16 protein-coding genes are annotated in these 17,491 nt (G+C 62.0%); 8 read left to right on the top strand and 8 right to left on the bottom strand.

Translation table 11 applies throughout. The features are described from left to right. The first annotated feature begins 7 nt into the window (after positions 1-7). The 5 genes from ACFDR9_RS00365 to ACFDR9_RS00345 all read left to right on the top strand — a co-directional run bounded on the left by ACFDR9_RS00365 (position 8) and on the right by ACFDR9_RS00345 (position 7,377). Entirely contained in the window at positions 8-1,396 is a 1,389-nt protein-coding gene (locus tag ACFDR9_RS00365) for a TolC family protein (RefSeq protein WP_409029686.1), read from the top strand. Further along, a complete protein-coding gene (locus ACFDR9_RS00360) occupies positions 1,393-2,583 on the top strand; it encodes an efflux RND transporter periplasmic adaptor subunit (protein ID WP_409029685.1) in 1,191 nt (396 codons plus the stop codon). Before ACFDR9_RS00365 ends, ACFDR9_RS00360 begins: the two co-directional genes overlap by 4 nt. After that, entirely contained in the window at positions 2,583-5,807 is a 3,225-nt protein-coding gene (locus ACFDR9_RS00355) for a CusA/CzcA family heavy metal efflux RND transporter (protein WP_409029810.1), read from the top strand. Before ACFDR9_RS00360 ends, ACFDR9_RS00355 begins: the two co-directional genes overlap by 1 nt. A gap of 28 nt (positions 5,808-5,835) precedes the next feature. Further along, on the top strand, positions 5,836-6,141 hold the full coding sequence (locus tag ACFDR9_RS00350) for a hypothetical protein (RefSeq protein ID WP_409029684.1): 306 nt from the start codon (positions 5,836-5,838) through the stop codon (positions 6,139-6,141). A 147-nt stretch (positions 6,142-6,288) separates the two neighbouring features. Next, positions 6,289-7,377: a DMT family transporter gene (locus ACFDR9_RS00345; protein WP_409029683.1), complete on the top strand. Its 1,089-nt coding sequence runs from the start codon at positions 6,289-6,291 to the stop codon at positions 7,375-7,377. 214 nt (positions 7,378-7,591) lie between these two features. Here the strand turns inward: ACFDR9_RS00345 and ACFDR9_RS00340 are convergent, their stop codons facing one another. Together ACFDR9_RS00340 and ACFDR9_RS00335 are read right to left on the bottom strand one after the other, a co-directional pair. Further along, complete coding sequence (locus ACFDR9_RS00340) at positions 7,592-8,017, bottom strand: DUF305 domain-containing protein (protein ID WP_409029682.1); 426 nt, start codon at positions 8,015-8,017, stop codon at positions 7,592-7,594. 38 nt (positions 8,018-8,055) lie between these two features. Continuing rightward, positions 8,056-8,409 carry a four-helix bundle copper-binding protein gene (locus tag ACFDR9_RS00335; RefSeq protein ID WP_409029681.1) on the bottom strand — a complete coding sequence of 118 codons (354 nt, stop codon included), beginning with the start codon at positions 8,407-8,409 and terminating at the stop codon, positions 8,056-8,058. Positions 8,410-8,735: 326 nt separating this feature from the next. Between ACFDR9_RS00335 and ACFDR9_RS00330 the strand changes: the two genes are divergently transcribed. From ACFDR9_RS00330 to ACFDR9_RS00320, 3 genes are all read left to right on the top strand, one after another. After that, positions 8,736-9,104 (top strand): CzcE family metal-binding protein, encoded by a 369-nt coding sequence (locus tag ACFDR9_RS00330; RefSeq protein WP_409029680.1) that lies wholly within the window; start codon positions 8,736-8,738, stop codon positions 9,102-9,104. Positions 9,105-9,313: 209 nt separating this feature from the next. Continuing rightward, positions 9,314-9,991, top strand: a complete 678-nt coding sequence (locus tag ACFDR9_RS00325; RefSeq protein ID WP_409029679.1) for a heavy metal response regulator transcription factor — start codon at positions 9,314-9,316, stop codon at positions 9,989-9,991. Then, a complete protein-coding gene (locus ACFDR9_RS00320) occupies positions 9,988-11,376 on the top strand; it encodes a heavy metal sensor histidine kinase (RefSeq protein WP_409029678.1) in 1,389 nt (462 codons plus the stop codon). Before ACFDR9_RS00325 ends, ACFDR9_RS00320 begins: the two co-directional genes overlap by 4 nt. Before the next feature lie 212 nt (positions 11,377-11,588). Here ACFDR9_RS00320 and ACFDR9_RS00315 read toward each other — a convergent pair whose 3' ends face one another. The 6 genes from ACFDR9_RS00315 to ACFDR9_RS00290 all read right to left on the bottom strand — a co-directional run bounded on the left by ACFDR9_RS00315 (position 11,589) and on the right by ACFDR9_RS00290 (position 17,378). After that, positions 11,589-12,638: a cytochrome D1 domain-containing protein gene (locus ACFDR9_RS00315; RefSeq protein WP_409029677.1), complete on the bottom strand. Its 1,050-nt coding sequence runs from the start codon at positions 12,636-12,638 to the stop codon at positions 11,589-11,591. 373 nt (positions 12,639-13,011) lie between these two features. Further along, positions 13,012-13,365: a copper-binding protein gene (locus ACFDR9_RS00310; RefSeq protein ID WP_409029676.1), complete on the bottom strand. Its 354-nt coding sequence runs from the start codon at positions 13,363-13,365 to the stop codon at positions 13,012-13,014. An 87-nt stretch (positions 13,366-13,452) separates the two neighbouring features. Further along, a complete protein-coding gene (locus tag ACFDR9_RS00305; RefSeq protein WP_409029675.1) occupies positions 13,453-13,944 on the bottom strand; it encodes a plastocyanin/azurin family copper-binding protein in 492 nt (163 codons plus the stop codon). Positions 13,945-14,018: 74 nt separating this feature from the next. Next, positions 14,019-15,410, bottom strand: a complete 1,392-nt coding sequence (locus ACFDR9_RS00300) for a multicopper oxidase family protein (protein ID WP_409029674.1) — start codon at positions 15,408-15,410, stop codon at positions 14,019-14,021. Positions 15,411-15,434: 24 nt separating this feature from the next. Beyond that, complete coding sequence (locus ACFDR9_RS00295) at positions 15,435-16,853, bottom strand: TolC family protein (RefSeq protein WP_409029673.1); 1,419 nt, start codon at positions 16,851-16,853, stop codon at positions 15,435-15,437. A gap of 9 nt (positions 16,854-16,862) precedes the next feature. After that, complete coding sequence (locus ACFDR9_RS00290) at positions 16,863-17,378, bottom strand: hypothetical protein (RefSeq protein ID WP_409029672.1); 516 nt, start codon at positions 17,376-17,378, stop codon at positions 16,863-16,865. Positions 17,379-17,491: the final 113 nt, after the last annotated feature.

The raw sequence follows: 17,491 nt of genomic DNA, 5'->3' as shown, positions 1-17,491 counted from the left end.
CCACTAAATGGACGCGTCGCGCCCGCTGCACACCATCCAGTTCAATCCTGCAGGGGCTTTCATGCACAAAATTTCTGTACGCCCACGCGTAACGTCGCGTGGCTGTTTGACGGACGTTGCCGTTCGCCAGGCCAAGCGGCGTTTCTCCACACTGTCTTCACACCCATTCCATAGCGCGGTCTTATTGTTGGTCCTTGTGTCGGCCGCGACGCTCAGCCAGGCGGCCGAGACGCCACCTTTTGCCGCGCTGCTTCAGCAGGCGCAAACACGTGCGCCACAGCTGCTCGAAGAGAGCGCCAACGTTCGCGCGGCGCGCGCCGATGTTCACCAGGCCGGTGCCTGGCTCAATCCCACCCTGAACGCGGCGGCCGAGAACCTTGGCGCCCCCGCCGCCGGCGGGGTCAGTCAGCGCCAGGACACCTACACCGTGACCCAGGTCTTCGAGATCGGCGGCAAGCGTTCCGCCCGCATCGAGGCCGAGCAACGCAAATCTACTGCCGCAGGCGCGCGCGAACGCCATGCGCGCTTGGCGTTCGCAACCCAGCTGGCGCTCGCCTATGCGACAGCCGAGGCCATGCAACAGCGCAAGGAAGTCGCCGACGCGGAATCGGCGCGGGCCGATGACGACCTGCGCGCCGCACGCGCCTTGGTGAAAGCGGGGCGGGAAGCCGAATTGCGCGTGGCGCAGGCACGCGCCAGCGCCGCCGCCGCCCAAGCTTCAGTGCAATCGGCCGCCGCCGATGCCACGGAGGCGCTCGAACGCCTGTCAGCCCTGGTCGGCGCTACCGAACCCTTCACCCACATCGACCATCCATTCCTGGCCACGGTGGTCGCCGCACCTCCGCTCGCCGGCTGGACGCCGGAGCGCTCGTCCGCGCTGGCCAGCGCCGCCGCCGAGCGCGAAGCATTCACCGCGCAAATACGGGTGGAGCAAAAAAAGGGCATGCCTGACCTTGGCATAAGCATTGGCATGCGCAGGTTCGCTTGGTCCAGCGACAAGGCGGCGACCTTTGGGATGTCGGCCAGCATTCCCCTGTTCGACCGTAACCAGGCGGGCGTTGAAGCTGCCAAGGAACGCGCGACCGGCGCGGCCATGCGCGTTGAAGCTGCCCGCATGGAGGCGCTGGCATCGCACCGGTCGGCCGTGGCCCAGGTGCAGGCTTCGGACAAGCGACTGCAGGCCGCGGAGCAAGGCCAGGATGCCGCCTCCGACGCCTATCGACTTGGGCGCGTGGGCTATGACGCCGGCAAGACCGCCCTGGCGGAGCTGCTGGCGATCCGGCGCGCGCTGTCCGAAGCGACGGCGCTCGCCATCGAGGCCCGCGTGGCACGCGTGCGCGCGCTCGCCACCCTTTCCATGGCAGAAGGCCGCAACGTATTTGGAGAAACACCATGATGGAACAACAACGCCGCGCGCCCACCTGGGCCCTGGTTGCGGGCGCCGCGGCTGTAGCTGCCGCGCTCGGATTTGGCACCGCGCACTGGCTCGCCGCAAGCAATCAACCAGCTGCGGCACCGCTTGCAAAGGCGTCCGCGTCGGCACCAGCGGCGCCAGACCCCGGCGCGGCCGCGCCGCTCGAAGTGAAAATCCCCGCCGACTATCTCACGGCCGCCAAAATTGACGTCGAAGCCGTCAACAGCGGCGGCCTCGAAGCGGAAATCCTGACCGCCGGCACGGTGGTGGCGCCGCCCAATAGCGAGGCGGTGATCGTTGCGCGCGCGTCCGGCAGCATCATCCGCGTCAACCGCCAGTTGGGCGACACGGTGCGCGCCGGCGAGGCCTTGGCGCAAGTGGACAGCCTGGAGGCGGCCAGCATGGCGGCCGATCGCAACGTGGCGAACGCCAAAGCGGACCTGGCCCGCAAGAATGTCGCGCGCGAAACCAGCCTGTTTTCCCAGGGCGTCACACCGCGCCAGGAAATGGAGGTAGCACAGTCGGCCCTGGCGGTGGCGCAAACCGAGGCGCAACGCGCCTCTTCGGTGGCGACGGCGGCGCACGTGTCCGCTGACGGTAAATCGGTGTCCGTAGTCAGCCCGATCGCAGGAAGAATAGCCGCACAGACAGCCACGCTGGGCGCTTACGTCCAGCCGCAGATGGAATTGTTTCGCGTGGCCGGCGATGGACCATTGCAAGTCGAAGCGTCGCTGCCGGCAGCCGACATCGGTCGCGTCACCGTCGGCGACAAGGCAATCATCATCGCCGCCGGCGGCGCCCCGGTTGCCGCCACAGTGCGCTCGGTGACGCCAACCGTGAGTGGCGGCGCCCGTGCCGCGACCGTGGTCCTGACGCCGGTGTCATCGGCGCGCAAGCTGATCACCGGCGAAGGTGTGCAAGCCCGGCTGCACGTCAAAAATGGCGGCGCCGGCATGGTCGTCCCCGAGGATGCGGTCCAGAACGTGGACGGTCACGACGTGCTGTTCGTGCGCACCAAAGAGGGCTTCCGCGTCCAGCCGGTGCAGGTCGGCACCCGCAGCCGGGGCGTGGCGCAGATCGTGTCGGGCGTGCGCGCCGGCGATCTGGTCGCCACCCGTGGCGCCTTCCTGGTCAAGGCCGACATGATCAAGCGCTCCAAGGAGGAATGATGATCGATTCCATACTCACCGGCTCGGTCCGTTCGCGCTGGCTTATCCTGTTCCTGACACTGGTCGTGGCGCTTGCCGGGGCCTGGCAATTGAATCTGTTGCCAATTGACGTCACCCCGGACATCACCAACAAGCAAGTGCAGATCAATACCGTGGTGCCAACATTGAGTCCGGTGGAAATTGAAAAGCGCGTCACCTTCCCTATCGAGACGGCGCTCGTCGGCCTCGATGGCGTGGAAAGCGTGCGCTCCTTTTCGCGCAACGGCTTCAGTCAGGTCACCGCCATCTTCAAGGAAAGCGCCAATCTGTATTTTATGCGCCAGCAGGTGGCCGAGCGCCTAGCGCGGGCCCAGCCGGACTTGCCGGACGGCGCGGCGCCGCAGATGGGCCCGGTGTCGACCGGATTGGGCGAAGTGTTTCACTACAGCGTAGAGTATGTTCATCCCGACGGCAAGGGCGCGCCGCGCAAGGATGGCAAGCCTGGCTGGCAGTCCGATGGCAGTTTCCTGACTGAAAAGGGAGAACACCTGACCGACAACGTTGCCCGGGTCGCCTACCTGCGCACGGTGCAGGATTGGATCATCCGGCCCCAGCTGCGCACGACGCCGGGCGTGGCGGACGTCGACTCGTTGGGCGGCTACGTAAAACAATACGTAGTGGAGCCGGATCCGGCCAAGATGGCCGCACAGGGCATTTCCTTTGCCGAGTTGGTCCGCACGCTGGAGGAGGCGAACGTTTCGGTCGGCGCCAACTATATCCGCCGCTCCGGCGAATCCTACCTGGTGCGCGCCGACGGCCGCATACGGACCCAGGATGAAATCGCCGGCGCGGTGGTGGCCACCCGCAGCGGCGTGCCCGTCACTGTAGCGCAGGTGGCCAACGTCAAAGTCGGGGGCGAGTTGCGCGCCGGCGCCGCCAGTCGTGACGGCTACGAGACCGTGGTCGGCAGCGCACTGATGCTGGTGGGCGCCAATAGCCGCACCGTCGCCCACGCGGTGGGAGAGAAGCTGAAAGATGTTGGTAAGACACTGCCGGAGGGCATCATGGTGGTGCCGACCCTGGACCGCTCGCAACTGGTGGTGGCCACTATTTCGACGGTTGCCAAGAACTTGGCGGAAGGCGCGCTGCTGGTCGTCGTCATCCTGTTCGCGCTGCTGGGCAACTGGCGCGCCGCGCTGATTGCGGCGTTGGTCATTCCCTTGTCGTTGCTGATGAGTGCAATCGGCATGAATTCACTCGGCATTTCGGGCAACCTGATGAGCTTGGGCGCACTTGACTTCGGCCTGATCATCGACGGCGCCGTCATCATCGTCGAGAATACGCTGCGCCGCCTGGCAGAACGCCAGCACCAGGAGCGCCGCACGCTGGTGCTCAAGGAGCGGCTGGAGGAAGTGGTGGCATCGTCGCGCGAAATGCTGCGGCCAACCATCTACGGCCAACTGGTAATTTTACTGGTATTTCTGCCTTGCCTGACGTTCCAGGGAGTGGAAGGCAAAATGTTCTCGCCGATGGTCATCACGCTGATGCTGGCCCTGGGTTCGGCGTTCGTCCTGTCGCTCACGTTCGTGCCGGCGCTAATTGCCGTGCTGATGAATGGTCCGGTCGCCGAACAGGAGGTCAAGGTCATCATTGGCACCAAACGCCGCTATGAACCCTGGCTGCGCCAAGCGGTGGCGCGCCCGCTGCCGTTCATCGGCGTCGGCGTCGGGGTCCTGCTGCTGGCGACAGTGGCGTTTGCCTTCGTCGGCCAAGAATTTATGCCGACCCTGGATGAGCAGAACCTGAACCTGTCGTCGGTACGCATCCCGTCGACCTCGATCGACCAGTCGCTGGCGCTCGACCTGCCGCTCGAACTCGCCGTACTGACGCTGCCGGAAGTGAAGACGGTGTACTCGAAGGCCGGCACGGCCAGCCTGGCCGCCGATCCGATGCCGCCCAACGCCTCGGACAACTACATCATCCTCAAGCCGAAGAGCCAGTGGCCGGCAGGCGTGACGACCAAAGAACAGGTCATCGAGCGGATTCGCGCAAAAACCGCCAACCTGGTCGGCAACAACTACGACGTTACCCAGCCTATCGAAATGCGGTTCAACGAGCTGATCGGCGGGGTGCGCAGCGATGTCGCCGTCAAGATCTACGGTGACGACCTGGACCAGATGGCAGGTAGCGCCAGGGCAGTCGCGACAGTGCTGCGCAAAATCCCCGGAGCGTCCGATGTGCGCGTGGCGCAGACGGAGGGCTTTCCGACCTTCGATATCGCCTTCGACCGAGCCGCGATCGCACGTTACGGCTTGACCGTCAGGGAAGTGGCGGATACGGTCTCGACCGCGTTGGCGGGCCGCTCGGCCGGGCAGATTTTCGAAGGCGACCGCCGCTTCGACATCGTGGTTCGCTTGCCTAGCGAATTGCGCAACAACCTCGATGAACTAAGTGCCTTGCCAGTGATGCTGCCGGCCGTCGGCGAGCAGGTGCGTGCCTCGATACCGCTGCGCCAACTGGTCCAGTTCCGCTTCACGCAGGGTTTGAACGAAGTGAGCCGGGACAACGGCAAACGCCGTATCTACGTCGAAGCGAACGTCGTTGGGCGTGACCTGGGCAGCTACGTCGATGACGCCCAAGCGCAGTTGGCGAAGGAAGTCAAGCTCCCGCCGGGCTCGTGGATGGAATGGGGCGGGCAATTCCAAAACCTGCGCGCGGCCACCGAGCGACTGGCCATCATCGTTCCCGTGTGCTTCGTCCTGATTGCCGCCGCGCTGTACATGGCGATCGGCAATGCCATGCTGACGGCCACCGTCCTGACCGCAGTGCCGCTGGCACTGGCCGGCGGCGTGTTCGCTCTTGTGCTGCGTGGCATGCCGTTCTCGATCTCGGCCGCTGTCGGCTTCATCGCGGTGTCGGGCGTGGCGGTGCTGAACGGCCTAGTGCTGATTTCGGCCATCAACAAGCGTTTGGACGATGGCCTCGAGGCGGCCACGGCCGTGATCGACGGCGCGATGGAGCGCCTGAGGCCGGTACTGATGACCGCGCTGGTAGCGTCGCTGGGCTTCGTGCCGATGGCGCTCGCGACCGGCACCGGCGCTGAAGTGCAGAAGCCGCTGGCCACAGTCGTCATCGGCGGCTTGATCACGTCGACCATCTTGACACTGTTCATTCTCCCTGCCATCAGCGGCATGGTGCTGCGGCGGCGCCAGCGGAAGCCTGCCACCCTCCCACTTCCAGCGTAAAGCGTTACATAGGACATTTTTCAAGCACATGCCGGGAACCTGGCGCCGTTGGCTGCTTGCCGCGTCGCTCAACGTGGCCACGGCGGCGGCGCTGGCGCAGGGCGTATCGGACTGCGGACTCCGACAAGGGCTTCCTGAAGGACTTACCGGGGTGCAGACCCGGCCTTTCCTGTGCCTGGGTGCCAAGCATATGGTGACCGGGTACGACCATCTGCTGTTGCGGCGCGGCGTGATTTTCTTCCTTTACCGGACGAGGGATATATCGTCAAAAAACAGGCATGAAAATGGCTATGGCGGCGAGGCCACGAAGTTCGTCGCATTCAGAGGAGAATAACCTGATGATGACTTTGTTGTAAAGTAAAGCGACTGGCGAGCGCGTCGTGCTGCATGGGCACCAGCGCCCGCCGTTCCAACGTGAGATTCGGGCAAGCCAGCGCGCTGCCCGATCGCCCCGCCTGTGTTGCAATTTTCGAAAGTCGCGATGGACAATACCGTCATTAAAGAACCAGCCATTCACAAAGGCGTGGCGTACGCCTTGCTGGCAGCTGCATTGTTCGGTGCCAGCACCCCATTTTCCAAGGCGCTGGTCGGCCACGTTGCACCCGTTGCGCTGGCCGGTTTGCTGTACTTGGGTAGTGGCATCGGCCTGCTGGCCTGTTATATCGTTCGCGCCGTGGCGCAGCGCGGGGGGCGCGACAAGCCGGTGGCGCTGACTGCGCCGGATTTGCCCTGGCTGGGCGGCGCCATTGCAGCCGGCGGCGTCGCGGGTCCGGTGCTGCTGATGAGCGGATTGACGTTGACACCCGCGTCTGCGGCCTCGTTGCTGCTTAACATGGAGGGGGTGCTGACCGCCATGCTGGCGTGGTTCGTTTTCAAGGAGAATTTCGACCGCCGCATCTTTATCGGCATGCTGCTCATCGTCGTTGCCGGTGCGTTGCTATCATGGGAGCAAATTCCGGTGCTGGGTGTGCCCTGGGGGGCGCTCGCGATCATCGGCGCGTGCCTGTGCTGGGCGATCGACAATAACCTGACGCGCAAGGTGTCAGCCAGCGATCCGCTCCAGATCGCCGGCATCAAGGGCTTGGTAGCCGGTTCGGTCAATCTTTCCATCGCCCTGGCCATGGGATTCCTGCTGCCCGACACGCGTACGGTCCTGACGGCGGGGCTGGTCGGCTTTTGCGGCTACGGTCTGAGCCTGGTCATGTTCGTCCTGGCGCTGCGCCATCTCGGCACCGCCCGGACAGGGGCCTATTTCTCGGCGGCGCCGTTTGTCGGCGCGGCAATCTCGTTGGGGATGCTGGGCGACGCCCCCGGTCCGCTGTTCTGGATCGCGGCAGCGCTGATGGGCGGCGGCATCTGGCTGCACCTGACGGAGACCCATGAGCACGAGCATGATCACCTGTCGATGGAGCATCTGCATGAACACAGCCACGACACCCACCACCAGCATGATCACGATTTCGACTGGGATGGCAAGGCGCCACATGCGCATCGGCACCGCCACGTACCGATCAGGCACGCTCATCCTCACTATCCTGACATCCATCACCGCCACGATCACCGGACATGAGCGGCAAGGCTCGACTACACGATCCGTCGCTGGCCCGCGCTGATTCGCTATGCCGGGAGGATGTCGTGTTCGAGAATGTCTTTCGAGACCCCGGTTACAATCAAAACATCCGCATATCTGTTGTCGTTGACCTTGTACTTTCTACGTGCGCGTTCCGTCGCAGCGACGCTTGGGACAGGCGACGCCATTGCGGTGTTTGCACCGGCTGCCGACCTTACTTCATCGGGTGGGGATGTTTCTTCAGCCAGTCATGAAACTGCGCAATTTCCTTCTTTTGCGCCGTGATAATTTTTTTCGCAGCCTTGATCATGGCTGGATCCTTGCCCGCGTCGATTTCCGCTTGCGCCATGCCGATCGCTCCCTCGTGGTGGGCCACCATCATCATCGCGAAGTCTATGTCGGGATCGCCCGTCATCTGCATGGCGGCCATTTTTTTATGCATGTTGTCCATCGACTTCGGCATCTTCATTGGCGCGTCGGCAGATGCGCTCGCGCCCATCTGCATCTTTGCGGTACCGGCAGGCGGTGCCTGCGCGGCGGCCGAAAAGGGTAGCGCATAGGCTGCGGTTGCAATGGCAAGCACGCTAATCAGTTCGCGCGCGCCACGTAGCGCATTGGCATTATTGTTTGTTGAATACATACAATTTTCTCCTTGTTGATTTAAATATAACAAGAACATTAGGCGGCAATACTGCGGCAATTGGCCGCGCAACGTTCACATGCGCTCACGCACCCTTCCATGCCATCAAGTTCGCGGCAACTGTCGGCGCAAGCTGTGCAAACATCGGCACACAGGGCGCACAGACGCGCGCTGAAAACCGACCCGCTGAGTTGCAAATTGGCGGACGATTGGCAAATTTCGGCGCAATTGTTCATTAATCGAAAGTGCTCCGGTTCAACGTGCCCTCCCCCCATGTTCAGGCAATGCGTCATCGCCGTCTGCAGGCACACTTGATGACAATGTGCGCATGCGTCGATGCAGGCCTGCATCTCGGACGCCATGACACTGCTTTTTGATGCAAGGTTGTGCATTTCGCTCTCCTTCGGTTTGGACGGGACATCATTCACCCCGCAAGTCTGAGCTTACACGCTGAAGCCTTCCAGATATGTACGCTATAGCGCTTAGCGCGTGCACCTTGTCGTGTCTCGACTGCCCGGAACGGGACTTGACGCTGCCGCCAGTTGCCGTTCGTGCCGGGCGGAATAAGGCGGCACGGCGACGCGCAAGTTGCGGGCCTCCACCATTGCTGCGAGACCAGCCTGACAGAATCGTAATGTTACGGTCAGGCGCCTGTCGGACGCCGAAGCCTAAGATGGACTCACGCTTGAAAAATCCGGCGCATATCAAAGGAGAAACCATGAAAACCAAATTTGTATCACTTGCCCTGTTTAGCATTACCAGCGTCGCCGGCGCAACCGCCGCGTTTGCCCGGCAAGGCTCTGCGCCAAGCGACTACCATAAAGACCAGAGCGGGCCGGCAGCCAAGCAAGTTGCCCCATTCGGCTATGCCACGACCGGACCCGCCGACCGGGTCGTCAATCTCGATCAGATAAAATCTCTTAACGTCACCCGTCTCGAAACCGTTCAAATCAACGCTGGCGGCAAAAGCGTAACGTGGACGTTCGACACGCTCAGCACCCGATCGTTTGCGCTCGAGAAGGTTGTGCCGTGGGCGGAGGGCATCACGGTGTATATGCAAGAAAACCCCATGTACAAGGGCGGCTGATCGCCGGGACGATGGTCCTGCAGTCCATGTTATCCGTACGAAACGCCAAAGCCATCGACACGTTCCCTTCCCCCATTCCCTGTTGGCGTTGTCGCGCCGGCGAGACGGGCCGGGGCACCTTTTCACATGGTTGTATGATGCTCCCAGCGCAGGCGCCTCAGCGCGGCCTGGCATTCTAGAAACAATGGACCCAGTGAAGAAAGGCAGGCATGAAAATTCTAGTCGTCGAGGATGAAACGAAGACAGGCAACTACCTGAAACAAGGTTTGGTCGAAGCAGGTTTTGTCGTCGATTTGGTCCGCGACGGCGAGGACGGCCTGTACCACGCGCTCGGCGAGACCTACGATCTGGTCGTTCTTGACGTGATGCTGCCCGGCATTGACGGCTGGGCGGTGCTTCGAGGCATCCGCGCGTCCGCCAAGGAGATGCCGGTGCTGTTCCTGACGGCACGTGACCATGTCGACGACCGGGTGCGCGGCCTCGAGTTGGGGGCGGACGACTATCTGGTGAAACCGTTTGCCTTTTCCGAATTACTGGCCCGGGTACGTACCTTGCTCCGGCGCGGCAGCAAAACCAAAGAGTCGGAATTCTTGCGGGCGGCCGACTTGGAACTTGACTTGCTGCGCAGACGGGTCAGCCGCGCCGGTAAGCGGGTAGACCTGACGGCCAAGGAATTCGCCCTGCTGGAATTGTTCATGCGCCGCCAGGGCGAAGTTCTGCCCCGCTCGCTGATTGCGTCGCAAGTATGGGACATGAATTTCGATAGCGATACCAATGTGATCGAGGTCGCCGTGCGCCGACTGCGCGTCAAAGTGGACGACGATTTCGAGCCGAAGTTGATTCGCACAGTGCGCGGCATGGGCTACGTGTTGGAGGTTGGCGAGTGAGCGGACGCCTGTCGATTACTCTGCGCCTGACGCTGCTGTTTGCGGCCGCCTCGACGACCGTGCTGTTGCTGCTGGGGTATCTGATCGGCGGCTCGGTCGAACGCCACTTCGCGGAACAGGACATGGAAGTACTAACAGGCAAGCTCAAGCTCACCCAACACGCCCTTGAAAAAGTCGGGTCCAACGACGATCTGGGCGCGCTGCGTGAACAATTAACAAATTCATTGATCGGACACCAGGGCCTGGCGGTGCTCGTCGCAACGCAGCAGGGGCAGGTACTGTTCGCCACGAGCGGCGCCGAGTTTCCACGGGAGTTGAGCCGCCGTGTCCAGGCGGGTGCGATCCGCGCCGCGACATGGAAGGGCAAGGACAATCAGCCCCAGCGCGGCATTTTCGCGCTGGCGCAGAGCGGCATTCCCGGTGCGCCGCCCGCGATCATTGCCGTGGCAACCGATATTTCGCACCATGCACATTTTATGCACGCGTTCAGAGCGACGTTGTGGTCGGTCGTCCTGTTGGCGGCATGCCTGACCGGCTTCCTGGGATGGATCGCCGCCCGGCGCGGGCTGGCGCCGTTGCAAGCGATAACGCGTGAGGCGGCGGGCATCACCGCCGGCCGCCTGGACTCGCGCCTTCCCGTCGACACCGTCCCGGTCGAATTGGCCGAACTGGCCGACACCTTGAACGGCATGTGGGCCAGGCTCGAGGACTCATTCCGGCGGCTCTCGAATTTCTCATCGGACCTCGCTCACGAACTGCGCACCCCGGTCAGCAATTTGCTGACGCAAACCCAGGTCACGCTGTCGAAAGCGAGAACACTCGACGAGTACCGCGACATCCTCGCATCCAACGCGGAAGAGTTAGAGCGTTTGTCGCGCATTATCGCCGACATGCTGTTTTTGGCAAAGTCGGACAACCATCTCGTCGTTCCGAACCGAGAAACCGTCAACCTGATCGACGAGGTCAACGGCGTGTTCGAGTATTACGGCATTCTCAGCGAGGAAAAGTCCATCGCCATGACCTGCGCTGGCAACGGTTGCGTTTCGGGGGACCGGCTGATGTTGCGGCGGGCCATCAGCAATCTGCTGTCGAACGCGGTGCGCCACACCCCCGAGGGCGGGCGCATTGCGGTCCGGGTGGATGACGCGGAAGAAGGTGCCATAAAATTGTCGATCGAAAACACCGGCGAAACCATTCCGGCGGAACATCTTACCCGCTTGTTCGACCGCTTTTACCGCGCGGACTCGTCCAGGCAACGCTCAAGCGAAGGCGCCGGACTCGGGCTGGCCATCACCCGCTCGATCCTGCGGGCCCATGGCGGGGAGGCGCGGGTTAGTTCAGAAAACGGCATCACCGTTTTCAGCCTGGAGTTCGCGCCCGGATGAGTGGGTTTGTCCGCCGTATTAACAAAAGCGGCGCAATGCGCCGCAACGGTTCATCGCACGCAAAGATAAAATGGGGTTTGGCAGAGCTCGCCGCCCGTCCTTGCCAGCACGCGACGCCGACTGATCCGGTCTGGTAATACCGAGCCACGCCAGATGTTCATTGTCAACGCGCTTGGCTGCACATTCTTGATACACGCGCCATGCACAACAAGTCAGGGCGTCACGCTGATGCCATTCGGGCTGCGCCCAACCGGCGTCGTGGCGATAACCTTGCGTTTGCCAACGTCGAGAACGGAGACTGTGTTCGCGTAGGTGTTGGTTACGAAGGCATGGCGACCATCACGATCCACCACCACCCCGTGCGCGCCGCGCCCCGTTTTGACCGTTGCCGTAACCTTGAAGGTCTCCAGGTCGATGATGCTGACGCTGGAACCGGGCTTCGCGCGCGTGCCTTGATTCGCGACCAGGAGGAGTCGACTGTCGGGCGTGGCGTAAATTTGGATAGGCACCGTCCCGACTTCGACCCTGCGGAGTACTGTGCGGCTCGCCGGATCAATCACCACGATCTGGTTTTCCTCCGACAGCGATACGAAGCCCAGTCGCCCATCTGGAGTGAACGCCACCTGAGCCGGGCCTCTGCCCACGGCGATCTGAACGATTTGTTTTCGTGTCTCGACGTCGATCACCGAGACCGTGCCGCCTTTTAGGTTGGCAACCCATGCTTGCTTCCCGTCCGGACTGATACGAATACCATGCGGAAAGGGACCGGTCGAAATTGTCTCGATAACCCGTTGCGCCGACGTGTCCACTACGCTGACAGTGTTTTCGCCGCCGTTGGTGACATAGGCATGGCGGCCGTCCTGAGCCACGACGACGTGCGCGGGATGCATGCCGACCGGTATTTTGGCGACCACCTTGTCGGTGGCGGTATCAATGGTCCAGACTGCTCCAGTCTTCGTCATCGCCGCGTGCTCGGACTTTGGCATCCCATCGTGTGCCGGCTTCCCGGACGCCTTGTCAGCGTCGCCATTGTTAGTGACCCACAGCAGCTTGCCATCGGGCGCGACCTGGACGTTGTGGGGACCGACGCCGACAGGGATGCTGCCGATTTTTTTAAAAGATATCGTGTCAATGACGCTGACCGTGCTGGATTCTTCGTCGGCAACGTACACTTTCCCCCCTGCAGCAAAGACGGGTCCGACTGTAACCAGGAGGGTGATCTGCGCGACGGCGGTCAATTTTGCAACTCGGTTTGCATTCATGGCATTCAAGTTCCTGATAATATTTATCGAAATTCATTTTTTCATGACGCGGACCGCGATGCCGCGCCGGAGTCGCATAACGAAACGCTCATGCCGTTGCTTTCGCGGAAAGATTGGCGTTGGGTGACGGCGGATCCGGCGATGGCGCCTGTTTGATGACTACAAGTTAGCCAGACGCCGGGATTTCCGGCGCAGCCTCAACCCACCCGCTCTACAACGCGCCGTATCGTGGATGCGTCTAATCGATTTGCTGCGGTTCCGCACCAGTCCTGTTCATGTAGTTTCGCTTCGGGTGGTTGCGGATACGGGTTATCCGCAGGGTCGCTGAACGTGAGAGGCGTTAGTCACATTACATGCGCCTCCCTCCGCTGCACTATTTAGCAGTCTGAAGCACGGTTATCGTCAGCGCGCCGTCGACCTTCTCGGCGATAAATTTAACCTTGTCCCCGGCTTTGGCCTGTTCCAGCATCGCGGGATCCTTGACGCGAAATACCATGGTCATACCCGGCATGGCGAGATTGGCCAATGGACCGTGTTTGATGGTGATTTTTCCGGCGTCCTTGTCTATCTTCTTGACTTCGCCGTCGGCCAAAGCCGCGGCGGCATCCGCGCCCGGTTTTACCTGGTCCGCCGCGCCGGCGCCGGCCATATCGCTTGAGGCGGTCGCGGCGAGGGGTGTGCCGGCCGCGAAGGCCAACGTCAACAATAAAGTGGTGGTCAGTTTCATATATACCTTTTAAGATCGGGTTACAGCATTGCGCCGCTTACATTGAAGCGACGCGCATTCGCACAGCATTCCAACGGGAAGGGGCCGCTATTTGACCGCGACTTTCCCCTTCATGCCCGCTTCGAAATGGCCGGGCTGCAAGCAGGCGAAATCGAATTTCCCCGCTTTGGTGAATTGCCAGATCATCTCGCCGGTTTTCCCGGGATCGACCGAGACCATGTTTTCGTCCGCATGCTCCATCTCCGGCATCTTTCGCATCATCTCGGCGTGCGCCTTCAGCTCCTTCATCGATCCCAGCACCATCTCATGCTTGACCTTGCCTGAGTTCTTGACGACGAACTTCACGGTCTCGCCGCGCTTGACATGGATCTCAGCCGGGTTAAAGCGCATGGCGTCGTTCATGTCGACTTCCATCGTACGGCTGACGTTTTCCGCCTTGCCCGGTTTGCCCATGGCGTCCGCGTGCGCTTCCTGCTTGCCCTTGGCCGCGCCATGGCTATGGCCCGCGTCAGCATACGCGGCCGTGCCCCAGGACAAAGCGGCGACGGAGAATGCGGAGGCGATTAACATCGTTTTCATAAAATTCCTTTTGGTTAAAAATGAGTGGAAAACAGCGCCGCCAGGCGGACGGCGTCTACATACCGGCCGCCAAATCAATGGCCGCTGTGCGAGTTGCCCTTCGTTACCTTCAGAATTTTTTCACCTGGCTGGGCGGCCATGCTTGCCGCGTCCGGCGCGCGGGCCGCATCCGGCATGCCCTTGTCGCCGTCTTTCCACTCGTAGGCCACCGTCCCGGCGGGATGCTTGTACCACCCCGTGTCTTTGTAATCGTTGCGCGCCAGCCCTTTGCGCACCTTTACGGTCGTGAACATGCCGCCCATCTCCACGCCGCCGAACGGCCCGGTTCCGGTCATCATCGGCAAGGTGTTGTCAGGCAATGGCATTTCCATGTCCCCCATCGAGCCGCCGCGGTCGCCCATCACCATATAGTCGGGCACCAGTTTGTTGATCTTGCCCAGCACCGCGCGCTGGTCGACACCGATCATGTTGGGCACGTCATGTCCCATCGCATTCATCGTGTGGTGCGACTTATGGCAATGGAACGCCCAGTCGCCCGGTTCGGTCGCGTCGAATTCAATCGCGCGCATCTGCCCCACCGCGATGTCGGTGGTCACCTCCGGCCAGCGCGACGCCGGCGGCGTCCAGCCGCCGTCGGTGCCGGTGACAACAAACTCGTGACCATGCAGGTGGATCGGATGGTTGGTCATCGTCAGATTGCCCACGCGGATGCGGACGCGGTCGTTCAAGCCGCACATCATCGAATCGATTCCTGGAAATACCCGGCTGTTGAACGTCCACAGATTGAAGTCGGTCATGGTGGCGGTCTTCGGCGTAAAACTGCCGGGATCGATGTCGTAGGCGTTGAGCAGGAAACAGAAATCGCGATCGACCCGGTGCAAACTCGGGTCCTTCGGATGCGTCACCCAAAATCCCATCATGCCCATCGCCATCTGCGTCATTTCGTCCGCGTGCGGGTGGTACATGAAGGTGCCCGGGCGCTTGGCGACAAATTCATAGACGAATGTTTTGCCCGGCTGTATTCCCGGCTGGGTCAGGCCGGTGACGCCATCCATGCCGTTCGGCAGACGCTGCCCGTGCCAGTGAATACTGGTGTGCTCGGGCAGCTTGTTCGTGACGAACAGGCGCACCCGGTCGCCCTCGACCACTTCGATCGTCGGCCCGGGCGACTGGCCGTTGTAGCCCCACAGATGGGCCTTCATGCCGGGCGCCAATTCGCGCACCACCGGTTCGGCAACCAGATGAAATTCCTTGACGCCATTTTTCATGCGCCATGGCAGAGTCCATCCGTTGAGCGTCACCACCGGGTTATAGGGACGGCCGTTCGGCGGCGCCAGCGGCGGCTGCGTTGCCGCCTTGTCCATCATCGGCGCCTCCGGCAGCGACGCCGCGCCAGCCCGGCTGACCAAACCGGCGCCCAGGGCGACGGCGGTGGCGCCCCCAAAAAAACCTCTGCGTGAAACCATAGTGAGTATCCTTTTCCCGTTTGTTTAGTGGCCGGCCGGTTCCGCCACGGAACCGCCAGCTTTGCTACCGCCCATACCGCCCTCAACCGAGCGCCCGGTTTGCGCCATCTGCAACGCCGACTCGGCAACCCAATAATCGCGCAACGCCTCGATCGACGCGTTCACACTGACGACCTGCGCCCGCGCATCGGCAAGCAGGGTGAACACGCTGATCAGCATGCCGTTGTAACGCAGCATCTGCTCGTCCGATATGCGTTTTTGAAGCGGCACCACCTCGTCGCGATAGTGTTTGGCGATGTCGTATGCGCTGCGATAGCCGGTATAGGCCTCCCGCACTTCCGAGCGCGCGTCAACCGCGACCGATGCCGCGCGGTTAACTGCCTGCATGTAAAGCGCTTCGGCCTTGCGCACGCGGGCGCCGCCCCAGTCGAACAAAGGTATCTCCAGCTCGATTTCGTAGCCGGTTTGGCGCGTGGGACTATCGCTCGACGCGTTGCGTAAATAGCTAACGTCAAGCAAATTGATAAAGCGCGTGGCTTTGGTCAGGCCGAGAGAGGCGGCCAGACCGGCGAGCTCGCGCCGCGCCATCATCACGTCGAGCCTGTTTTGCATTGCCTGGCCTTCGATATCGGCGACTTCACGCGCCGCTTGCGGCAACTCCGGCAAGCGGTCGGGGAGCTCGAACTTGGTGCGCGCGCCCCACAGCCCCAACAGGCGGGTCAGCTTCTCCCGTTCGGCGACCCGGGTTTGCATGGCGCGCGCAAGTTGCGTGACGACGTCGGCATAAAACGCCTGCTCGCGCGTCGCCTCCAGTTTGCTCCAGTTGCCGACCCGCGCCATGCCGCGTGCCAGTTCGGCGCTTGCTTCGGCGGACAGTTTGACCTGCTCCATGTATTTCACGGTTTCTTGCGCTGCAACCGCGGAAAAATACGCACGGCGCGTGTCGTCGGCGACGCGCACCGCGTCACTCGCCGCGCGCAATTGCGCCAACTCGAAGAAGCGCCGTTCGATTTTGGACGATATCGGCATTGTCAGCAGGCTCATGATCGGCAACATCAACTTGCGCTCGATTTCAATTTCGCCGCCGCGCGTCAGGCGCCCGAAAGAGAAGAGCGGATTGGCTAATCGCCCCGCCTGCACCAGGTTCGCTTCCGCTATCCCAAGCTCGGCATAGTCGGCCTGCAAACCCCGGTTGTTCAGCAGGGCGATCGTCACGGCGCCATCCACCGTCAAGGGCGCGGCGAGCAACGGTTCGATGGTCTCGTCGACGGACGCAGCATCGGCATCGGAGCCGACTCGCGTTGCCGCTTTGCCAAGACGTTCCTTCGTTAAAGACTGCACCGATGAAAAACCGCCATCCGGGGACAGGGAGGCGCACCCCCCCAGAAATAGCATCGGAACGATCATTGCGAGTGGACGCAGGGAGAAAGGGAAATTTCGCATTGTCGCTCCTTATTGTTTCTTCATGCCGCTATGGTCCTGCATGGCCTTTGGCGCCGCCTCGGCCGGTTTCCCGGCGGCCGGCTGCGACTTCTTGCCAGGCGTGGCGGCTTTTTCCTTCATCTTGCTCATATCGTGCGCGGGCACGCCGCCCGTCTCTGCCTTCCCGGTCACGCGTGGCTCGGGCCGGGCCTTGGCATTTCCAGGCTTGCTTTCCGTTTTCATATCGCTCATGCGGCGTCCGGGCATCCCGTCCATTTTCTGCTGTTCGCCCGTCCCCTTCATGTCGCCCATGTTGTGTCCACCCTCGCCCGCCGCCTGGCCAACCGATTCGTTGGCGCTGCGCCAAGACCCCACTTCCGGGTCTTGATATTTTTGATATTCGGAAAATGCGGATTGGTAAGGCGCGTCCGCAACCGCGGCCTGCGGATCGAGCGGATCTCGCCTGGTGGTCTGCGCCGCGCCAACTAGCGGAACAAGAACGGCGGCGGCAAGCAATGCATGCCGAAAATATCGGTATGAAGCCATGTGGTCTCCCGTAGGCGGATTCAAAATTCAAAAAAATAAGGCGAGAGGTGGAAAAAATTCGGGTCAGTCAATGCGTAGCGCCGCGGACAGAAACATGCAATTGGTTCCGGTAG

This window comes from Janthinobacterium sp. CG_23.3, from assembly GCF_046115965.1.
In the GTDB taxonomy this organism is placed as follows: domain Bacteria; phylum Pseudomonadota; class Gammaproteobacteria; order Burkholderiales; family Burkholderiaceae_D; genus Janthinobacterium.
Note: the sequence above shows the minus strand (reverse complement) of the source record. Positions and strands in the feature narration are given on the sequence as shown.

What these genes read in the sequence shown, in the direction of transcription:
- ACFDR9_RS00340 (WP_409029682.1), bottom strand. Translation starts at nt 8,017, where the DNA reads ATGTATTCAACAAACAATAATGCCAATGCGCTACGTGGCGCGCGCGAA.
- ACFDR9_RS00290 (WP_409029672.1), bottom strand. Translation starts at nt 17,378, where the DNA reads ATGGCTTCATACCGATATTTTCGGCATGCATTGCTTGCCGCCGCCGTT.
- ACFDR9_RS00310 (WP_409029676.1), bottom strand. Translation starts at nt 13,365, where the DNA reads ATGAAACTGACCACCACTTTATTGTTGACGTTGGCCTTCGCGGCCGGC.
- ACFDR9_RS00345 (WP_409029683.1), top strand. Translation starts at nt 6,289, where the DNA reads ATGGACAATACCGTCATTAAAGAACCAGCCATTCACAAAGGCGTGGCG.
- ACFDR9_RS00305 (WP_409029675.1), bottom strand. Translation starts at nt 13,944, where the DNA reads ATGAAAACGATGTTAATCGCCTCCGCATTCTCCGTCGCCGCTTTGTCC.
- ACFDR9_RS00365 (WP_409029686.1), top strand. Translation starts at nt 8, where the DNA reads ATGGACGCGTCGCGCCCGCTGCACACCATCCAGTTCAATCCTGCAGGG.
- ACFDR9_RS00360 (WP_409029685.1), top strand. Translation starts at nt 1,393, where the DNA reads ATGATGGAACAACAACGCCGCGCGCCCACCTGGGCCCTGGTTGCGGGC.
- ACFDR9_RS00350 (WP_409029684.1), top strand. Translation starts at nt 5,836, where the DNA reads ATGCCGGGAACCTGGCGCCGTTGGCTGCTTGCCGCGTCGCTCAACGTG.
- ACFDR9_RS00330 (WP_409029680.1), top strand. Translation starts at nt 8,736, where the DNA reads ATGAAAACCAAATTTGTATCACTTGCCCTGTTTAGCATTACCAGCGTC.
- ACFDR9_RS00355 (WP_409029810.1), top strand. Translation starts at nt 2,583, where the DNA reads ATGATCGATTCCATACTCACCGGCTCGGTCCGTTCGCGCTGGCTTATC.
- ACFDR9_RS00315 (WP_409029677.1), bottom strand. Translation starts at nt 12,638, where the DNA reads ATGAATGCAAACCGAGTTGCAAAATTGACCGCCGTCGCGCAGATCACC.
- ACFDR9_RS00300 (WP_409029674.1), bottom strand. Translation starts at nt 15,410, where the DNA reads ATGGTTTCACGCAGAGGTTTTTTTGGGGGCGCCACCGCCGTCGCCCTG.
- ACFDR9_RS00295 (WP_409029673.1), bottom strand. Translation starts at nt 16,853, where the DNA reads ATGCGAAATTTCCCTTTCTCCCTGCGTCCACTCGCAATGATCGTTCCG.
- ACFDR9_RS00335 (WP_409029681.1), bottom strand. Translation starts at nt 8,409, where the DNA reads ATGCACAACCTTGCATCAAAAAGCAGTGTCATGGCGTCCGAGATGCAG.
- ACFDR9_RS00325 (WP_409029679.1), top strand. Translation starts at nt 9,314, where the DNA reads ATGAAAATTCTAGTCGTCGAGGATGAAACGAAGACAGGCAACTACCTG.